At 40.3% G+C, this 19820-nt stretch carries 16 protein-coding genes; 10 read left to right on the forward strand and 6 right to left on the reverse strand.

Going from position 1 to position 19820, the window contains the following annotated elements; all coding sequences use genetic code 11:
* Nucleotides 1-5 precede the first annotated feature (5 nt).
* Entirely contained in the window at nt 6-1718 is a 1713-nt protein-coding gene (locus tag J2Y37_RS06615) for an AAA family ATPase (RefSeq protein ID WP_349032287.1), read from the reverse strand.
* A gap of 227 nt (nt 1719-1945) precedes the next feature.
* On the opposite strand from J2Y37_RS06615, the gene J2Y37_RS06620 reads away from it, so the two are divergent.
* Together J2Y37_RS06620 and J2Y37_RS06625 are read left to right on the forward strand one after the other, a co-directional pair.
* Nucleotides 1946-3118 carry an iron-containing alcohol dehydrogenase gene (locus J2Y37_RS06620; RefSeq protein ID WP_349032288.1) on the forward strand — a complete coding sequence of 391 codons (1173 nt, stop codon included), beginning with the start codon at nt 1946-1948 and terminating at the stop codon, nt 3116-3118.
* Between the two features lie 198 nt (nt 3119-3316).
* Nucleotides 3317-4288 carry an alpha/beta hydrolase gene (locus J2Y37_RS06625; protein WP_349032289.1) on the forward strand — a complete coding sequence of 324 codons (972 nt, stop codon included), beginning with the start codon at nt 3317-3319 and terminating at the stop codon, nt 4286-4288.
* On the opposite strand, the gene J2Y37_RS06630 is transcribed toward J2Y37_RS06625, so the two are convergent.
* Nucleotides 4285-5475, reverse strand: coding sequence for a hypothetical protein (locus J2Y37_RS06630; protein ID WP_349032290.1), 1191 nt, complete (start codon nt 5473-5475; stop codon nt 4285-4287). The two genes, J2Y37_RS06625 and J2Y37_RS06630, sit on opposite strands and share 4 nt — an antisense overlap.
* Nucleotides 5476-5617: 142 nt before the next feature.
* On the opposite strand from J2Y37_RS06630, the gene J2Y37_RS06635 reads away from it, so the two are divergent.
* The 5 genes from J2Y37_RS06635 to J2Y37_RS06655 all read left to right on the forward strand — a co-directional run bounded on the left by J2Y37_RS06635 (nt 5618) and on the right by J2Y37_RS06655 (nt 11871).
* Complete coding sequence (locus J2Y37_RS06635) at nt 5618-7129, forward strand: aldehyde dehydrogenase family protein (RefSeq protein WP_349032291.1); 1512 nt, start codon at nt 5618-5620, stop codon at nt 7127-7129.
* Between the two features lie 241 nt (nt 7130-7370).
* The gene (eat, locus tag J2Y37_RS06640) at nt 7371-8810 is read left to right on the forward strand and encodes an ethanolamine permease (protein WP_349032292.1); all 1440 of its coding nucleotides are present in this window, start codon (nt 7371-7373) and stop codon (nt 8808-8810) included.
* A gap of 10 nt (nt 8811-8820) precedes the next feature.
* The gene (locus J2Y37_RS06645; protein ID WP_349032293.1) at nt 8821-10209 is read left to right on the forward strand and encodes an ethanolamine ammonia-lyase subunit EutB; all 1389 of its coding nucleotides are present in this window, start codon (nt 8821-8823) and stop codon (nt 10207-10209) included.
* Nucleotides 10210-10218: 9 nt separating this feature from the next.
* On the forward strand, nt 10219-11046 hold the full coding sequence (gene eutC / locus J2Y37_RS06650; RefSeq protein WP_349032294.1) for an ethanolamine ammonia-lyase subunit EutC: 828 nt from the start codon (nt 10219-10221) through the stop codon (nt 11044-11046).
* Nucleotides 11047-11157: 111 nt separating this feature from the next.
* Nucleotides 11158-11871: a glutamine amidotransferase gene (locus J2Y37_RS06655; protein ID WP_349032295.1), complete on the forward strand. Its 714-nt coding sequence runs from the start codon at nt 11158-11160 to the stop codon at nt 11869-11871.
* 470 nt (nt 11872-12341) lie between these two features.
* Here the strand turns inward: J2Y37_RS06655 and J2Y37_RS06660 are convergent, their stop codons facing one another.
* Nucleotides 12342-14069 (reverse strand): glutamine--tRNA ligase/YqeY domain fusion protein, encoded by a 1728-nt coding sequence (locus tag J2Y37_RS06660; RefSeq protein WP_349032296.1) that lies wholly within the window; start codon nt 14067-14069, stop codon nt 12342-12344.
* A 168-nt stretch (nt 14070-14237) separates the two neighbouring features.
* On the opposite strand from J2Y37_RS06660, the gene J2Y37_RS06665 reads away from it, so the two are divergent.
* From J2Y37_RS06665 to nfsB, 3 genes are all read left to right on the forward strand, one after another.
* Nucleotides 14238-14747: a peptidylprolyl isomerase gene (locus tag J2Y37_RS06665; protein ID WP_349032297.1), complete on the forward strand. Its 510-nt coding sequence runs from the start codon at nt 14238-14240 to the stop codon at nt 14745-14747.
* 99 nt (nt 14748-14846) lie between these two features.
* Nucleotides 14847-15563, forward strand: coding sequence for a UDP-2,3-diacylglucosamine diphosphatase (locus tag J2Y37_RS06670; RefSeq protein WP_349032298.1), 717 nt, complete (start codon nt 14847-14849; stop codon nt 15561-15563).
* 180 nt (nt 15564-15743) lie between these two features.
* Nucleotides 15744-16397, forward strand: coding sequence for an oxygen-insensitive NAD(P)H nitroreductase (gene nfsB / locus J2Y37_RS06675; protein ID WP_349032299.1), 654 nt, complete (start codon nt 15744-15746; stop codon nt 16395-16397).
* A gap of 410 nt (nt 16398-16807) precedes the next feature.
* On the opposite strand, the gene J2Y37_RS06680 is transcribed toward nfsB, so the two are convergent.
* The 3 genes from J2Y37_RS06680 to J2Y37_RS06690 all read right to left on the reverse strand — a co-directional run bounded on the left by J2Y37_RS06680 (nt 16808) and on the right by J2Y37_RS06690 (nt 19211).
* Nucleotides 16808-17407 (reverse strand): NAD(P)H-dependent oxidoreductase, encoded by a 600-nt coding sequence (locus tag J2Y37_RS06680; RefSeq protein ID WP_349032300.1) that lies wholly within the window; start codon nt 17405-17407, stop codon nt 16808-16810.
* 68 nt (nt 17408-17475) lie between these two features.
* Nucleotides 17476-18072: a TetR/AcrR family transcriptional regulator gene (locus J2Y37_RS06685; RefSeq protein ID WP_349032301.1), complete on the reverse strand. Its 597-nt coding sequence runs from the start codon at nt 18070-18072 to the stop codon at nt 17476-17478.
* A gap of 245 nt (nt 18073-18317) precedes the next feature.
* Entirely contained in the window at nt 18318-19211 is an 894-nt protein-coding gene (locus J2Y37_RS06690; protein ID WP_349032302.1) for an EamA family transporter, read from the reverse strand.
* Between the last annotated feature and the right edge of the window lie 609 nt (nt 19212-19820).

Raw genomic sequence — 19820 nt, forward strand, 5'->3', positions numbered from 1 at the left:
CGATCCTACTCTACAAACAACAACGCCAAACGTACTTGATCATACGCCATTCTAGGACTCGTTGCTTCCACAATTGGGCGTAGTTTGATAGAACCATCATCGGTAAAATGCTCTGGATTCTTTCTTTTATGCAAACGTTTATAAATCTTACGTACTTCTTCAATCACCTCTTCCCCTGGGCTCGCCACAGAAATATCTAAGCTCTGCTCTTTATGTAATCGCGCCAAATGATTGATAATCGTGGCAGGTGTTAAACCACGTTCATGTGCAATATCTTCAATCTCATAGCCTTCTTCAAATAAAGCACGTGTTTCATCTAAAGTGGCTGCGGCATAACTCTGTTTACTGCCTTTTGAAAGTTTCTTTTCATTGCGATTGATTTCGGTCGCGTTTAATGTACCGCCGCAATGCCGAATAAATGCACTGTGCTGAGTAGTCAGATCCTCATTTGCAAAGTTTGTTTCTGCTTCATCAGACAATTCCTGAAAACGGCGGTCTGCTTTGATTGCTAAGCTATCCAGTGCTAAAGCCTGCTCATTAAAACCCAGTAACCGAAGACCCGTGAGCGATTTTAGGCGAGATAATGCAACATAGCCCTGACCTTTTTCAAAGGTATTGGTGAGGTTAATTTCTGCCGCTTCTAGGGTCATCCCCTGACTTTTATGAATGGTAATCGCCCAAGCTAAACGCAAAGGGATTTGCTGAAAACTGGCAATGGCTTTACCCGCTTCATTTTCAATCGACCAAGTTTCAGGTTCAACCAACAAAGTCGTGCCATCGGTGAGTTTAACTTTAGGCAACAAGCCTTGTTTATCGTCATCTTCAAAACCAATCACCTCACCTAAACTGCCATTGATATATCCCATATCAAAGTTGTTTTTTACAAACATGACTTTGGCGTGTTTTTTCAAGGTGAGTTCTTCAGGCGCACGTATAGAAGATTTTAAGGTTTCAATCAGTTTTTCATTACCATCAATAACTGCATTGAATTGGTGACTTTCGTTCTCAATACCATTTAAATGTTGATAGTTGATATTATCGACATCCATATTGTGCGTATATAAACGAGTAAAGGTGTCACCAATATCCTGCTGGCGTGATTGTTGTAAAGCCGTAATATGATCTGGCTGAATATTTTGTGCGCGAATGGCATTCAAAATCTGATTCAGAATTTCATCGTCCTGACGATGTTGTTCGGTTAAATAGCATACTCGAAACTTTGCCTCTACCCACGCATCAGACATAAAGCAAAATTTATCTCGATTTGCTTCACCATTACGTCCGACAGGAGGCAACTGAAAGAAGTCACCCGCAACAATCACTTGTATGCCACCAAAGGCTTCATCACTTTCTTTAAAGTATTTTAGAACCTGATTGACTAAATTAAGTTGTTTGGCATGCAACATTGAAATTTCATCAATAATCAGCACTTGGGCATTTTCTAAATGTTCTTTTAGATATTTTCGTTCTTTCATTCGTTTGAGGTCATCATCACTCAAACGATCTTTAATACCAATTCCAGCCCAAGTATGAATGGTCATACCGTTCATATGTGTTGCAGCAATACCTGTTGAAGCAGTGATTGCAACAGGGACTTTACGTGCTTTCAAATAATGAATGTATTGATTCAATGTATAGGTTTTACCTGCACCCGCCGAACCAGTTAAAAATACATTTTCACCTGCTTTTAAAAGTTTCAGTGCAGTCTCTTGTTTCATAATTACCTACCTTCTCGCAGCCCATAGCTTAACGAGTTTCAATAAAAAGTGAAACGGCGAAGCCAAATTTTATAGAAAACATCACTCAATCCATGCAGATAAATCGGGAATATTACTTGGTAGGTCTTTGGTAGGTAGCAAAAATTTAATGCAATCACAATACTGGGTTCATGGTGCAACGCACCATCTATAACAAACAATGGACTTATGGAAGAAGGATTCACTCCATGGCTTTTAAAAATATTGCAGATCAAACAAACGGTTTTTATATTCCTTGCGTATCGCTCTTTGGACCAGGCTGCGCCAAAGAAATTGGAAGCAAAGCTCAAGACTTAGGTGCAAAAAAAGCGTTAATTGTGACCGATGAAGGTTTATTCAAATTTGGTGTCGCAGATACTATTGCACAGTATCTCACCGAGGCTGGTATAGAAAGCCACATTTTTGCTGGCGCAGAACCGAACCCAACGGACATCAATGTTCATAATGGCGTAGCAGCGTATGTAAACAATCAATGTGATTTCATTGTGTCATTGGGTGGTGGTTCATCGCATGACTGTGCAAAAGGGGTTGGTTTGGTCACCGCAGGTGGCGGACATATCCGCGACTACGAAGGTATCGACAAAAGCAAGGTGCCCATGACTCCTTTAATTGCAATCAATACAACTGCTGGAACAGCCTCAGAAATGACTCGGTTCTGCATCATCACCAACACAGACACCCATGTGAAGATGGCGATTGTCGACTGGCGTTGTACACCGCTGATTGCCATTGATGACCCTAAACTTATGGTGGCAAAACCTGCGGGTTTAACGGCAGCAACGGGAATGGATGCTTTGACCCATGCAATTGAAGCCTACGTATCCACAGCAGCCAATCCGATTACCGACGCCTGCGCTGAGAAAGCCATCAGTATGATTAGCCAATGGCTACAACCTGCCGTTGCAAACGGCGAAAATATTGAAGCGCGTGATGCAATGAGCTATGCCCAATATCTTGCAGGCATGGCATTCAACAACGCATCCTTAGGCTATGTACACGCTATGGCACACCAGTTAGGTGGTTTCTATAACCTACCGCATGGCGTCTGTAATGCAATTTTATTACCACATGTAAGCCAATTTAATCTGATTGCCTGCCAAGATCGTTATGCCAAGATTGCAGAATTAATGGGTGTTAATATTCAAGGTTTAACCGTTGCTGAAGCAGCATACGCCGCAATTGATGCCATTCAGGAGCTTTCAAGTTCTATTGGTATCCCCTCTGGTTTAACTGAACTTGGCGTTAAACCTGAAGATCTACCGATCATGGCTGAAAATGCCCAAAAAGATGCCTGCATGTTAACGAATCCGCGTAAAGCGACCCATACTCAAGTCGTGGAAATCTTTAAAGCAGCGCTATAACCCCAACCAAACTCGAGTCACAAAACCACGTTATGGTAAGTCAAACCTCTCCGACCATTGACTTACTTTTTGGGGGAATGTACTTCCTAGCATCCCCCTTTTTTTACACACTTAGCTTCAACAAAACAAAATCGATTGACAATTCGCCGATTTCATTAAAGGATACTCAGCATGTCTTAATATAAAGTCTCAATAAAAATGAACACAAACCAGCTTTCTTCAAACCCATATACTCCTGATCTTTTGGGAGATGACTATGAACAACAAGTCCTAAATTATCCTGATGATTATGAAGGCAAAGTCGTCGCCACACTGATCCGTAAAAAATCAAAACAACCAACCACCAAAGCAGTGCTCTACATTCACGGATTCTTAGATTATTTCTTTCAGACGGAAATGGCGGCACAGTTTAATGCACAGGGTTATGATTTTTATGCATTAGATTTAAGAAAATACGGGCGTTCTAAATTAGCGCATCAAATCTTTTATAATGTATTAGACCTACATGAATATGATGCTGAGATTAGCCAAGCCTTAGATATTATTTCCCAAGAAAAACATGACAAAGTTTTACTCGCTGGACATTCAACAGGTGGCTTAACCGCGACACTTTATGCTGCACACCACCCCAACCATCCTTTGATTAAAGGTCTATGGGCAAATAGCCCTTTTTATGATTTTAATTTAAGTCTGGTAGAAAGAAGATTTGGTATCCCGATGCTCAGTCGTATCGGAAAAAAACTACCCAAAGTAAAATTTCCAAGCCAACTCAATCGTTGGTATACCACAAGTTTACATAAAGATCTCAAAGGTGAATGGGATTTCAATTTAGACTGGAAACCGACCAGCGCACCAACAGTACAACTCAGTTTTGTACATGCAATTCATACGGCACAAAAAGAGATTCATCGTGGCGTAAAACTAAATATTCCAGCATTAATTATGCACTCGCATCAAACCAAGAACCCGAAAAAATGGGGCGTAGATGCAACTCAAAGTGATGTCATTTTAGATGTTAAACACATTAAAAAATACGCGAAGAAAATGAAAGGAGATATCTCTATTGTCTCAATTCACAATGGCTTACATGATTTAGTCCTTTCCGCTCTACCCGTGCGTAAACAAGTTTATCAAGAACTCTTTCAATGGCTAGAGCAGAAAATCAACTAACTTCTTTTTAGTTGTTCATCATATTTAGCAAGTAATTGGTGCGCTGGATGTTCAATGGGTAATAACTCCATTAAACGTTCTACCGCATCAATTGCTTCTGGGAAATGCGCCAAATGTTTAAGCAACAGATCTGTTTCTTGCGTCTTAAAAATCGCATCACTCAACCGAGATTCGAGACAATCTCGCCAAGCAGATAAAAATGGACTTTCTGTTTTCGCTAGAAACACCCCACTATACAATTGTAACGCTGAACTGAGATATCCAGCATCTAAGGCTTGTTCCACTTGCAAAAAGTCAGCCTCAATATGAACCAGCAAACGATATGGCCGTGAGCCTAACAAACCACCTAAAACATCTCTTAGTTGCGACATTTCTGCCTTCAACGTTCCCATACTCACCTTACGTTCGCCATAAAGCGCCTGATATAAATGTTCAAGCGTTAGCCCATGAGGACATAGGGCCAAAATCGCCAAGATTTCAATTTGGCGAGGCGTTAATAACAGACTTTTACCATTGAATTTGACTTGTGGTGTTGCAAATGCACGAATATATAAATGCTGGCGTTGTTGCTCAAGTAAAGCGGACTGGATAATGGATGCACAGCGTTCAGCCGCTAAAATCCCAAAAGTATTATGATTCTTCCATGTGGTAGATAAATCAACCACACCTAGTGTTTGTTTTGAATATGGGTCAATAATTGGTGCGGCATAACATACCCAATCATGCACCGATTCCATATAGTGCTCATTGGAAAAAACACAGCTCGATTGCTGTGTTTTGAGTGACAGTGCTAAAGCATTAGTGCCAACTAATTCTTCACGCCATTGTCCACCTTTCACAAAATGAACCTGTTCAGCAGCACTTTGCATTTGAGGGCTGGGTGCTGTCCAAATAATAGTACTACCGATATCTCCCACAGCGATCACCATAGAGGATTGTTCTGCAATATGACGCAAATCATCAGCACATCGTTTTAATGCTAAGTCTAAAGTATTCTGTGAAGTAGATTTTTTTTCGAGTAATGGTGCTGCCATACGTTCTTTAGGAATATCCGCCGATATAGAGCGTTCCCATGAACTGGCTATACTTTGACCGAGTTTGGCTGCGTTTTGAGGAGAGAGACTATTTTGCGCGCGCAGTTGATCAGTCAATGCCCTTTGCTGCACTAAATCCTTTTTTGTGAACATTTGTAAGTTCCTTATATATCCACATTGGTATTCCAACCTTTCTCCAACCTTCTTATTTATATACTAAATACACAGAGTACGAAAGTACCTACTGACAGGGTTCTTGTTAGTCTTTAGTCCTAAAATGCAAAGGAATACATATATGCGTTATATCGATCCGAACCAATCTGGTTCAAAAATTCAATTCAAATCTCAATATGAAAATTTTATTGGTGGTCAATGGATTGCGCCTGTAAAAGGTCAATATTTTGACAATATTTCTCCTGTTAATGGTCAAGCTTTTACCCGCATACCTCGCTCATCGGCAGAGGATATTGAATTGGCTTTAGATGCAGCTCATAAAGCCAAAGTAGAATGGAACAAATCATCTCCAACCACACGCTCTAACCTACTTCTTAAAATAGCAGATCGTTTAGAAGCTCACTTAGAAATGCTTGCTGTTGCAGAAACTTGGGACAATGGCAAACCTGTTCGCGAAACACTTGCTGCCGACATTCCATTAGCCATAGACCATTTCCGCTATTTCGCTGGCTGTATTCGTGCTCAAGAAGGCGGCATTTCGGAAATCGATGAAGATACTATTGCCTATCATTTCCATGAACCACTCGGTGTTGTTGGACAAATTATTCCTTGGAACTTCCCAATCTTAATGGCAGCTTGGAAACTTGCGCCTGCTTTAGCTGCAGGTAACTGCGTGGTGCTCAAGCCTGCTGAACAAACGCCAGTGGGTATTTTGTTGGTGGCTGAGCTTATTCAAGACATTTTACCTGCAGGTGTGCTCAATATCGTCAATGGTTATGGTGCTGAAGTTGGTCGTCCACTGGCAACCAGTCCTCGTATCGCTAAAATTGCATTTACAGGGTCGACCCAAGTCGGCCAATTGGTGATGCAATATGCAACTGAAAATATCATCCCAGTAACTTTAGAGCTTGGAGGTAAATCACCTAACCTATTCTTTGAAGACGTAATGGATAAAGACGATGACTTTTTAGAAAAAACATTAGAAGGCTTTGCTATGTTTGCCTTAAACCAAGGTGAAGTCTGTACATGTCCATCTCGTGCACTGGTACAAGAAAGTATCGCAGATCAGTTCCTCGAAAAAGCCATTGAGCGAGTCAAACGTATTAAAACAGGTCATCCGCTTGATACCGAAACCATGATTGGCGCTCAAGCCTCACAGGAACAGCAAGAAAAAATTCTTCGCTGTATCGATACTGGGCGACAAGAAGGTGCCGAGATTTTAGTGGGTGGCGGTGATCGGAAAGAAGTGGGCAACGGTTTTTATATTGAACCGACCATATTTAAAGGTCATAACAGTATGCAGATTTTCCAAGAAGAAATTTTTGGCCCTGTTCTCTCGGTTACCACCTTTAAAGATTTCGATGATGCAATCAAAATTGCGAATGACACCATGTATGGTTTAGGTGCTGGTGTATGGTCGCGCTCCGCACACACCTCTTATCGTGCTGGACGTGCGATAGAGTCAGGCCGTGTTTGGACCAATTGTTATCATATTTATCCTGCACATGCCGCTTTCGGTGGATATAAAAAGTCAGGTATAGGCCGAGAAAATCATCGCATGATGCTAGATCATTATCAACAAACCAAAAATCTATTGGTGAGTTATTCAACTAAGCCAATGGGCTTCTTCTAACATGTTGCACTTAAATGGAACATATCAGATTAGGATGATGATCCATTCTGATTTCTCTTAGACAAACAGCAAGCAGTGTAATCTGCTTGCTTTTCCATTTTTATGGCTATTTCATTTTTAAACCTGTAATACCTGAGTATTTTTACCATTTGGAATAAAAATAAGGCAGAAAATTAAAACCAAACACATTTCGGCATTGCTTTTGCATTGATTCATTCAAACCAACTCATTGGAGTTTTGCATGAGTCATTCAGAATCCACCGCTATCACGCCCCCATCCTCTGATGTTGCATCCACCGAATATTTTGCTCAAAGGCAACTCAAACAAGGTTCTGTTGGCTGGTTACTTTTGATCGGACTGGGCGTTGCGTATGTAATCTCAGGAGACTTCGCTGGCTGGAATTATGGAATTGCCCAAGGTGGATGGGGCGGTATGTTTGTCGCTACGATATTGGTCGCGATTATGTACCTCAGCTTATGTCTGTCTATGTCAGAAATGGCGACTATGCTTCCTACGGCAGGAGGCGGATATAGTTTTGCGCGTGTCGCTTTTGGTTCTTTGGGTGGTTATTTAACGGGCACGGCGATTCTAATCGAATACGCAATCGCACCAGCAGCCATTGCTGTTTTTATTGGTAGTTATTGTGAATCCTTATTTGGCATGAATGGATGGCAAGTTTATCTCGTCTGTTATTTGTTTTTTATGGCGATTCATTTAAAAGGTGCAGGTGAAGCACTCAAACTCATGTTTGCGATTACTCTGATTGCGGTCATGGCGCTATTGGTTTTTATCATTGCGATGCTGCCCCATTTTCAATTGCAAAATTTATTTGATATCGCAGCAGGTACTCAAACAGGTGCAAGCTTATTTCTTCCACAAGGTTATATGGGGATTTGGGCTGCCGTTCCTTTTGCGATTTGGTTTTTTCTCGCTGTTGAAGGTGTGCCACTTGCAGCAGAGGAAGCTAAAAATCCTGCAAAGTCACTACCTCGTGGCTTGATTGGGTCAATGTTGATTTTGACTTGTTTCGCATTGCTGGTACTTTTTTTAAGTGCGGGTGCCGTGGGTGCAAGCTCCATGCAAAATGCAGCGGCACCATTGGTAGAAGGTTTGGCAATTATCTATGGACAAAATAGCTGGATTACCAGTTTTGTCAATTTCGTCGGCTTGGCAGGTTTGATTGCCAGTTTCTTTTCAATTATCTATGCCTATTCACGTCAAATGTTTGCGCTGTCTCGTGCAGGCTATTTACCAAGGATCTTATCACTCACCAATACAAATAAAGCTCCATATTTGGCAATCATTGTGCCGGGCGTTATCGGTTTTCTACTCTCACTTAGCAAAGAGGGCGACATGTTGATTCTGATTGCTGTGTTTGGCGCAACCATTTCGTATGTATTGATGATGGCAGCACATATCAAATTGCGCCGAAGCAAAGCAAATTTGCAACGCCCGTATAAAACCCCCGGTGGTATTCTAACCTCAAGTATTGCATTGGTTTTTGCATTGCTTGCGGTACTGGCAGGCTTTTTAGTCAATCCTAAAGTTTGGCTGATTGCGGCTGCTATTTATGCCTTATTTATTGCATACTTCATGCTATATAGCCGACATCACTTGGTCTCAGGAACACCTGAAGAAGAGTTTGCCAAGGTGCAAAGCTCACAACAAGAATTAAAATAATTGGGGATATATGATGCGTTATAAAAATATCATCGCCAATCAACAATACGTTTTTGCAGATCTCAAAAATGTCATGGCCAAAGCGACACCATTGAGATCAGGTGATGAGCTTGCAGGTGTCGCTGCTCACGATGCCACTGAGCGTGTGGCTGCTCAAATGACTTTGGCAGACATTCCCCTCAAAAACTTTTTAAATGAAGTCTTGGTCGACTATGATCTAGATGAAATCACCCGACTAATCATTGATGAGCATGACAAAAATGCCTTTGCGCCTATTGCTCATTTTACCGTAGGTGATTTGCGTAACTGGTTATTGAGTGATGATGCCAACACGGAAAAACTACGTTTTGTCGCCAAAGGTCTAACCCCAGAAATGGTTGCCGCGGTGAGTAAAATTATGCGGAATCAAGATCTGATTTTAGTCGCTAGCAAATGTGAGGTGGTGACTCAGTTTCGCAATACCATTGGTTTGAAAGGACATCTCTCAACGCGCTTGCAACCCAATCATCCTACAGATGATATTTTAGGAATATCTGCCAGTATTTTAGATGGACTGATGTATGCAAATGGTGATGCCGTAATTGGGATTAACCCTGCAACCGACAATTTGCACAATTTGGCTGAGCTGTTAAAGCTGCTCGATCACGTCATTCAAGAATATCAAATTCCGACTCAGTCTTGCGTGCTTACGCATATCAGTTCTGCCATCCAACTCGCGGAACAGAATATTCCGATTGATCTCATGTTTCAATCGATTGCTGGAACACAAGCGGCAAATACAGGATTTGGTATTTCTTTGGCGCTGTTACAAGAAGGTTATGAGGCCACACTCGCCTTAAAGCGAGGCACAGTAGGTCAAAATGTTATGTATTTTGAAACTGGGCAAGGCAGTGCCTTATCCAGTAATGCTCATCATGGTGTTGACCAGCAAACACTTGAAACACGAGCTTATGCCGTTGCACGAAAATTTAACCCTTTACTGGTCAATACCGTGGTTGGTTTTATTGGACCTGAATATTTATACGATGGAAAACAAATCATTCGGGCAGGTTTAGAAGACCATTTTTGTGGCAAGTTGCTTGGCTTACCGATGGGATGCGATATTTGTTATACCAATCATGCTGATGCCGATCAAAATGATATGGATAATTTACTCACCCTATTTGGAACAGCCGGTATCAATTTTATTATGGGGATTCCAGGATCAGATGACATCATGCTGAATTATCAAACCACTTCTTTTCATGATGCTCTGTATTTAAGGCAACTGTTGGGTTTGAAACCTGCACCTGAGTTTTCTATCTGGCTAGAACAACAAGGCATTTTACGGCAACAACAGCATCACATTCAGTGGGCAGAACATATGCCTGAACAATTTGCCAAACTACTCATGCACTAGGAGCTTTGGATGAAACTGAACAAAGATCAAACTTTTCCAGCTCAACCCCATCTTGATATATGGCAAAAGCTCAAGCAATTTACTGATGCGAGAATCGCACTTGGGCGAACAGGTTGTAGCGTTCCAACCAAGGCACTGCTTGAATTTCAACTCTCTCATGCGCAAGCCAAAGATGCCGTTTATCAATCACTCAATATTGATCATATTTCAGATCAATTAAAACAGCTTGGTTTTGAAAGCACACATGTTGAAAGCTGTGCAAACAACAAAGAAATATTCCTTAAACGACCTGACTTAGGTCGTCAACTCAGTGAAACGTCTCGTCAGAAATTAAAAAACATTCAACTCAACTCAAGCTTTGATGTTTGTATCGTCATTGGTGATGGTTTGTCTGCACGTGCAATTGAAGAAAATGCCATTCCTTTTGTTCATCAATTACACACCTATATGAAACAAGCGAATTGGACACTTGCCCCCATTTCAATTGCAACAGGCAGTCGTGTTGCGCTAGGCGATGAAGTAGCACAAATTTTTAACGCATCGATGCTTATTATGCTGATTGGCGAGCGCCCTGGCCTAAGCTCCCCCGACAGCATGGGCATTTATTACACTTGGCAAGCCCATGTCGGCAGCATCGATTCGGAACGCAATTGTATTTCTAATGTGCGTACAGCAGGCTTAAGTATTGAGATCGCTGCACAACGCTTGTTCGCGCTGATGAAAATGTCAAAGCAGATACAACGCTCTGGTGTTACGTTAAAAGATGAACATCAAATTCCAGTTGTAGAACAGCATCAAAAAAAGCAACTCTTTTTCCGTGACTCAAGCAATGATTAGCGCAGCATCGATATTCAAAAATGCGATAGATACTTTATTTCTCACACACTTTTCTTTGAGTATAGAATGTTTATACTTGCATTGATGTTAATCATGACTAGATAAAATTCGATGATAAATACTGAATCCTTACCTAAAACTATTTATGCCATCCAACATCTTGCCTTTGAAGATTTAGGCTCATTGGAAGATACCTTTTACCAACTTGGTTTCCGAGTTCGCTATTTTGAGGCGGGTGTAGATGATCTTAGCCCCGCACTAAATTATGAAGGACTCACTATCGTTTTAGGTGGTCCTATTGGTGTGTACGAAACCGAAGACTATCCATTTCTAGTCGATGAAATTGCAGGACTTAAACAACGTTTGGCTGCAAATAAACCCACGATTGGTATTTGCCTTGGTGCTCAATTGATTGCTCATGCGCTAGGTGCCAAAGTTTATGCAGGGCATCAAAAAGAAATTGGTTGGGGTCTACTCGAAATAAAAGCTGCTGAGCCTAATATTTTATTGCCGTTGAAAGACACTCACGTCCTACATTGGCATGGTGATACTTTTGATTTGCCTGAGAACGCCATCTTACTCGCAAGTTCTGCAATTTATCCGAATCAGGCTTTTTCGATTGGGAATAATATCTTAGCCTTACAATTTCACTTAGAAATTGCAGAGCAGAGTTTTGAAAAATGGCTCATTGGTCATACCTGTGAAATACGTCACGCTGGCCTCTCCATTCCTCAACTCCGTCAAGATAACTTATGCTATGCAGCACAATCAGAACAACAATCTCATAAAATTATGCAAAATTTCATAGAGAATATTCGTCTTTAAAGATGCAATGTGATCAAAAAATCACAGGTTTAAGTCATGTAGGCTTAACCTGTGAATAATCAAACGATTAAGTGAGTAAGCAAAATTAGCCCCTTTGAGAAAAACCTGAAAAACATTAAATCTTCAATGTAGGCCTTACAAAAGGTAAACATTAAACTCATCAACAATTTACAAGATAATTTGCAAAAAGTCTCAAATAAACAATAGAATATAAATATTATATGTTTTTACATTTTGTTTTTTGAAGGTGGGTGCCGTTATGCTAAAGTTTATAAAGAGTTTCCATACGATTAATACGTACTTAATTTCTGCAACGTTTTTACTCGTATTTATTGTTATCTACTTCTATATCAATCCATGAAAAAGCACAGAAAAGATCCGTAAAAAGCCCAATCGTTTAATTGGGCTTTTTTATGAATGCTTAGTCAACAACTTGAGTATTAAAAAATAAAAGAAAACCCACTCGGCTTTTACTTTTTCTCAACTTTAAAGCTGTCTTTCAAGTCAAGAATACGGTTAAACACTGGTTTTTCGATATGATGATCATATTGATCAGCAACAAAATAACCCTCACGTTCAAATTGGAATCGTTCTTCAGATTTCGCATTTGCTAAAGCAGGTTCTACTACCGCTTGTACGATTTGCAGTGAGTTTGTATTAAGATTTGCCAAGAAATCATCGCCTGTTTCAGGATCCGATTCTGTGAATAAGCGATCATAAATACGCACTTCCGCTGGAACGCCTTTACTCGCTGATACCCAATGCACTACCCCTTTGACTTTGCGCCCTTCAGGATTTTTACCTAAGGTATTTGGATCAATTGAACATTTCAGTTCGATCACCTCACCATTAGCATCTTTAATCACTTCATCACATTTAATCACATAGGCATGACGTAAACGCACTTCACCTTCAGGAATTAAACGCTTGAAGCCTTTCGGCGGCACTTCTTCAAAATCTTTACGATCAATATAAATTTCACGTGTTAGAGGAATGATACGTTCACCCATATCGACATTTGGATGACGTGCATGGGTTAAGTCCAATTCTTCAGGCAAATTGGTCAATGTCACTTTTAATGGATTCAATACCGCCATACCGCGCGCAGCGGTATTTTCCAAAGATTGGCGAATACAGAATTCAAGCATTGCAACATCAACGATACCATCGGTTTTTGACACGCCTACTCGTTTACAGAAATCGCGTAAACCCTCAGCGGTAAAACCACGACGACGCATACCGACTACGGTTGGCATACGTGGATCATCCCAACCATTGACATGACCACCTTCAACGAGCTTACGCAGCTTACGTTTAGAGGTGATGGTGTAATCAATATTTAAACGTGATGATTCATACTGACGTGGTACGGCTTGAGAATGAACCTTTGCAACGATCCAATCATAAAATGGACGGTGATCTTGAAACTCTAATGTACAAAGTGAATGGGTAATGCCTTCAATCGCATCAGACAATGGATGCGCATAGTCATACATTGGATACATTTTCCATTTATCACCCGTTTGGTGATGCTCTGAATGCAACACACGATAAAGAATCGGATCACGCATGTGCACATTTGGGCTTGCCATATCAATTTTGGCGCGTAAAACCGCAGCACCCTCTTGAAGCTCACCATTACGCATTTGCTCAAACCGTGCTAAGTTTTCTGCAATACTGGCATCACGATACGGCGAGTTTTTCCCGGGCTCTACGAAGTTACCGCGATTTAACTTAATTTCTTCAGGTGTTTGCAAATCAACATACGCATCGCCCTGTTCAATCAATTGCACAGCCCATGCATAGAGCTGGTCAAAATAACTCGAAGCATAGCGTGGCTCGCCATTCCAGTTAAAGCCGAGCCATTTCACATCATTGGCAATACCATCTACATATTCTTGTTCTTCAGCATCTGGATTGGTATCGTCAAAACGCAAATTACATAAACCGTTAAACTCTTCGGCGATGCCAAAGTTTAAACAAATTGCTTTTACATGACCAATATGCAAATAACCATTTGGCTCAGGTGGAAAACGAGTAACAACTTTTTGGGTACGTCCATCGCTTAAATCATCAGTAATTACTTGGCGTACAAAATCTAAGCCGGCCTGTTGTTCTTGCTGCGCTGCATCGACAGAGGCATGAGTATTCGGTGTCGGGGTCTTTGGCAGTTCTGAAACAACATCATTTGGCTTCATAGTGTGTAAATCACTTCTTACAGTTAAAAAATAGGGAATAAAAACGCAATCTTTACTTTTTCTCAAAGATTTTAACGTTTTTTACTTGCCTTGTAGTTTACAGTTTGCTTATGCTTCTCTCAACCAAAAACCCATGGTCAATTTGCCCATGTTTAGGAGATTAATGTAATGAGTTTTCCTCAAGTCGAATTAAACACCAATAAAGGCCGTATTGTTCTTGAGCTTAATGCTGAAAAAGCACCAAAAACGGTTGCAAATTTCTTAGAATATGTACGTGACGGTTTCTATGATGGCGTAATTTTCCACCGTGTGATTGAAGGTTTTATGATCCAAGGCGGCGGCATGGACGAAAACTTTAAAGAAAAAGCAACACGTGATTCAATCGAAAACGAAGCTGACAACGGCTTAAGCAACGATGAAGGTACTGTTGCAATGGCACGTACTCAAGCACCTCACTCTGCTTCTGCTCAATTCTTCATTAACGTTAAAAATAACTCTTTCTTAAACCACACAGGCAAAACAGCTCAAGGTTGGGGTTATGCTGTATTTGGTAAAGTTGTTGAAGGTATGGAGGTTGTAGATGCAATTAAAGGCGTACGTACAGGCAACCGTGGTTATCATGCAGATGTTCCGTTAGAGAATGTTGTCATCGAATCTGCTAAAATTATCTCTGAATAATAATCCCTCCTGAGTAGCATTGCTACGCAAGTCCCTTTATAAAGGGAGGAAAGTCCCTCTTTTTAAAGAGGGACTTAGGGAGATTAAAAGGATAAAAGTGTGACTTACCTATTTATCTCAGATTTACATTTGTCACCTGATCACCCTCGACTCGTTCGAGGGTTTTTAGACTTACTCATTGAATATAAAAATAAAAATACCCAACTCTACATTTTAGGCGATTGGTTTAACGCATGGATCGGTGATGACTATACTGCACCGTGGTTAAATGAAATTATCAGCGCCTTGCAAACATTTACTTCTGCTGGCAATCAGGTTTACTTCCAAGTTGGTAATCGTGATTTCGCTTTAGGTCAAAAATTCTTAGATCAATTCGACGGAATTTTGTTACCTGATGTCTATAGCCTCGAAATCAACCACAAAAAAATTCGCCTCGAACATGGCGATGCGCTATGTACCGATGATGTTGCATACCAACGTTTCCGTAAAATAATTCGCAATCCTGTTTTACTCGGTTTTTTAAAGCGAACACCATTAAGTTTTAGACAAAAACTTGCCAATGGATTTCGTAAAAAAAGCAGTGAAACCAAGCAACTCAAAAGCTATGACATCATGGATGTAAATGCACAAGCTGTAGAAAATGTGATTAGCGAAGTCGATTTCTTAATTCATGGGCATACACACCGTCCAGAAATCCACCAACTAGGCAATAAACAACGTATCGTATTGGGTGACTGGCGCGCAAATTCGGCTTGGATTTTAGAAATCAACGAGCAAGAAAATGATCCATTGGATTTTAAACAGTGGTCATATTAAGATCAGTTAACATTTAAGTCATCAATCATTGTCCTTATTTATACTTACACCCATTACCTAAAAAATAACTGCTACGACGCACTCATATACGACTTAAATCTATATAGAAATCACATTTAGCTACTTTCAGTGAAATATATATCCAGTAGAATAAAGCGAGTTTTAATTGGATTCAAAAACATGGATACACTCCTTACTGCAAAAACACGTTATGCAACTAAAGCTTACGATGCAAATAAAAAAATCCCAAAGCAACAATTCGAAAAACTCTTAGAAGTTTTACGCTTTAGCCCGTCCTCTGTAAATATTCAACCTTGGCATTTCCTTGTCGCAGAGACAGACGAAGCCAAACAACGTATTGCCGCAGGTCTGACAGGCAATTACATTTATAATGCAGCTAAAGTATTAAACTCTTCACATACTTTGGTCTTTTGTACCCGTACCGACATCACACCTGAATACTTAGAACAACTACTTCAACAAGATGCCGCCAGTGGTCGCTTTAAAGATGAGGCAGCAAAACAAGGTCAACGAGATACACGTCAAGGTTATGTTGAGTTTTATCGCAATGAACTGAAAAATCTTTCCGCTTGGATGGAAAATCAAACTTACTTAGCACTAGGACAACTTCTTTTTGCTGCGGGGCTGGAAGGAATTGATGCAACCCCGATGGAAGGTTTTGATCGAAATATCATTGATCAAGAGTTCGGTTTAAGCGAAAAAGGTTTAAAAGCCTCTGTCATCGTCGCTTTAGGTTATCGTAGTGAACAAGATTTTAATGCAAATCTACCCAAATCACGACTTCCAGAAGATGTCATTTTTACTCGTTTATAACTTGTGAGTTCACAGCGGAAAACCGCACTCGTTTAATTCGGAACATTAGCGACAGATAGATCAAGTTAGCACTTGTTAAAGTGGCTTTTTACTTGATCTATCTAAAAGTATTTATCTAACAACTCGCACTTCGCTGATTTAGATCTAAAACATTAGGGTCTGTTGACATTTCAGCCATGCATTGCGTTATAGGCAAAAACGACACAAACAAGGCATGAAATGCAGGCAATGGCGATCCCCTTGTCAAGTTTCATAACGAAGTTTGGGGAAGTTTTAGCCATAACCCGATGGGACAGGGACATTTTTTGCTGTTACTACGTTATGTCTTTCTCATTTAGAATGACTAAATTTCGAAAAACATGCCTTGTACCATCTAAAAAATGTCCACTGTCGCAAGCATCTGTGAAATATCAACAGACCCTAGTATCAAGTTCTTTTAAAAATGTCTGTAGATCTTCAGCCTGAATAAAATCAGAATTATAGAGAATCGATGTTTGCACATCTTCTATTCCACAAAAACCAAAAATCCCCTCTACGACCTGTGTATGTATCGCTTTGGTATAACCATGCTTATCATATCCAGCTTGATCTCCTGTACCCGTTGCAATAAGTTTTATAGGTATTTTTTTAAGTTCTCCAGTTAACACACCCTGATCATCTACGTTAAAAGCCCAACCTTGGGTAAATACCCGTTCAAACCAACCTTTTAAAACAGCAGGAATAGACCACCAATAAATGGGGAAAACAAAATAAACGATATCAGCACGGTCAAAACGTGCTTGTTCTAACAAAATATCAGTACCCAGTGCTTGTTGACCACGATAGGCTTCAAGATCAGCAATGGTGATTGCTGGTTTAAAGTCCTCTTTATACAAGTCAGCAATTTCGACATTCATTCCCTGCTGAGTCAAATGCTTCACGATATGGTGTGAAATTTGATGTGATAAAGACTTTGAGTCTGGATGGGCGATGACAACCAATGCATTTTTGTTTTGTTCTAAAATCGACATAAATATTATTCCAGAGATGTTATAATACATAAGTTACCATTGGTAACTTATGTGATCAATAGTCTCTGTCAAACATTCGCTTTGTTTAAAAAATCATGGAGTATAAGAAGAATAGAATTTTCCATCACCTTTTGTGCAGCCGAAGCGTCGATTACATTATTACTTGCGGCCACACAAACTGCTTCCATCAGTCCTGTTATTGCGATAATGATTGCTTCACCCGCTTGAGCTTCGAGTCGAATAAAGGGATGAACACTCTCTTTAAAAATATCGATAAACTCTTGTTGGCATTGTTGTAAATAAGTTTGCAGAATATCAGTGCCAGAAAGTGCAGCAACAACCAAGCCCACCTCAGGACCCATTGCAATATGAAATTTCAAACACGCGCTACAAAAAATATGAATGGTTTGGTCTAAGCTATTTGCATGCTGTACTAATGCGCTGGATAAATCCTGTTTTTGTTTGTCACTAAATTCTTTATAAATGGCGATTAATAAACCTTCTTTATCTTTAAAATGCCGATACGCAATTGGTTTGCTAATCCCAGCCTGTTCCGCTAAGTAACCCAATGTTAGCGCTTCAACACCCTGTTCACGAATAATCGATCGAGCGACATGTAAAAGCTGCTGTCTACGGTCATCTTTGCTTAGTCTTTTACCAGTCATATATACGATCTCATCATCATTCGCATTGTATATTTTACTTAGAATACAACTTTAAACTCAGTTATCTTCAGTAATAATTACATGCATGCCTATGCATCATCCCCATAGACCGCTTTCGTCATTATGTACACCCACTTTGCATCTCTCATGGAAAGGAATACAAGTGGTTCAAGAAAGAAGTCTTATCTTTCATTAAAATTCTTTGAATCAAAATTTAAAAGACCTGCTTTTACAATATACAATTTCTACATCATAGCTTTGGCTAAACACAGTACCGCAACAATTCCACAGATCAGTCCCACCCAAGTATAGACTTTTAATCGTTCTTTAAATAAAACCACACCACTCAATACCCCGAGTACCACCACAAGAATATTCATCCCTGCAAATACTATGGCAGGTGTATCTTTAAAAATCATATGTGCTTTGACATATAAAGCAATATTGGCAAAATTCAGTCCACCTAAAATTAAACCCATGAAAATATTCTTTGGCTGCCAATGAGGCTGAGTCACTGCAAGATAAGCAATCGACAAAATAAATGCGCCGATAAAAGTTAAATTTAACGTGACAGCAAACTGTAAACCCAGACTGCTACTATATTTGAGCAATACATCAATCGCAGCGTAGCCCGCCCATACAAAAAATAAAAATAGTGCCGATTTTAGATTTAAACTTTTATTGGTGTTTTCAGTTGCTTGACCAAAAATAATCGCCAATATCGCAATCACACCTAAAACAACACCGATTAATTTTAATTGGCTAAACTGTTCCGCAAAAATAAAATAGGCAGCTAACAAAGAAAGTATCACAGCTAGCCGTTGAGCTATTTCTGTCTTTAAAATCCCAGCGTATTGTAATGACTTTGCTAAACACAAGAAAATACTAGGCAATAACACAGCGAGGATTAAAATCAACCACCAAGGTGTATGCGCCCATGAGATATGGGTAATATCGGTTTTAAACCAATAGAAACATAGAATGCTTGCACTGAAATAGTTCCATGCAATCATTTGTAAAACATCAAAACCTTTAGTTTTTAGAAATTTCAGCAAAATTGAAACGATAACGCTACAACATGCCGCAGCAAAAATGATTTCCATAGCAATTCTTGAACTTATATAAGGGGCTGTAGACATTTCACAGATGCTTGCGACAGTGGATATTTTTAGTCGATACAAGGCATGTTTTGCAAAATTTAGTCATTCTAAATGCGCAAGACATAACACAGTAGCGGCAAAAAATATCCCTGTCCCGAAGGGTTATGGCTAAAACTTCCTCAAACTCCGTTATGAAACTTGACAAGGGAGTAGCCATTGCCTACGTTTCATGCCTTGTTTGCGTTGTTTTAGCCTATAACGCAATGCATGGCTGAAATGTCAACAGACCCTTAAAGCACAAATAAAAATGCCAGTCTATTTTAAGACTGGCATTTTTTTAAAGATCATCCATCAATTAACGATTATTTTCGTCTTCTTGACCATCTTCAAATTTAGTTTCGCTGTCAAAACCACCTTGACCGCCGAAGCCACCTTGACCACCAAAGCCGCCGCCTTGACCGCCGAAGCCGCCTTGACTACCGAAGCCACCTTGACCACCGAAGCCGCCGCCTTGACCGCCGAAGCCACCTTGACCGCCGAAGCCACCTTGACCACCAAAGCCTCCGCCTTGACCGCCGAAGCCACCTGCAGCACCGCCTTGACCACCACCGAAACCGCCAGTAGTGCCAGCTTGTGCTGGGAAGCCAC

The organism is Acinetobacter sp. 3657, from assembly GCF_031456775.1.
In the GTDB taxonomy this organism is placed as follows: Bacteria; Pseudomonadota; Gammaproteobacteria; order Pseudomonadales; family Moraxellaceae; genus Acinetobacter.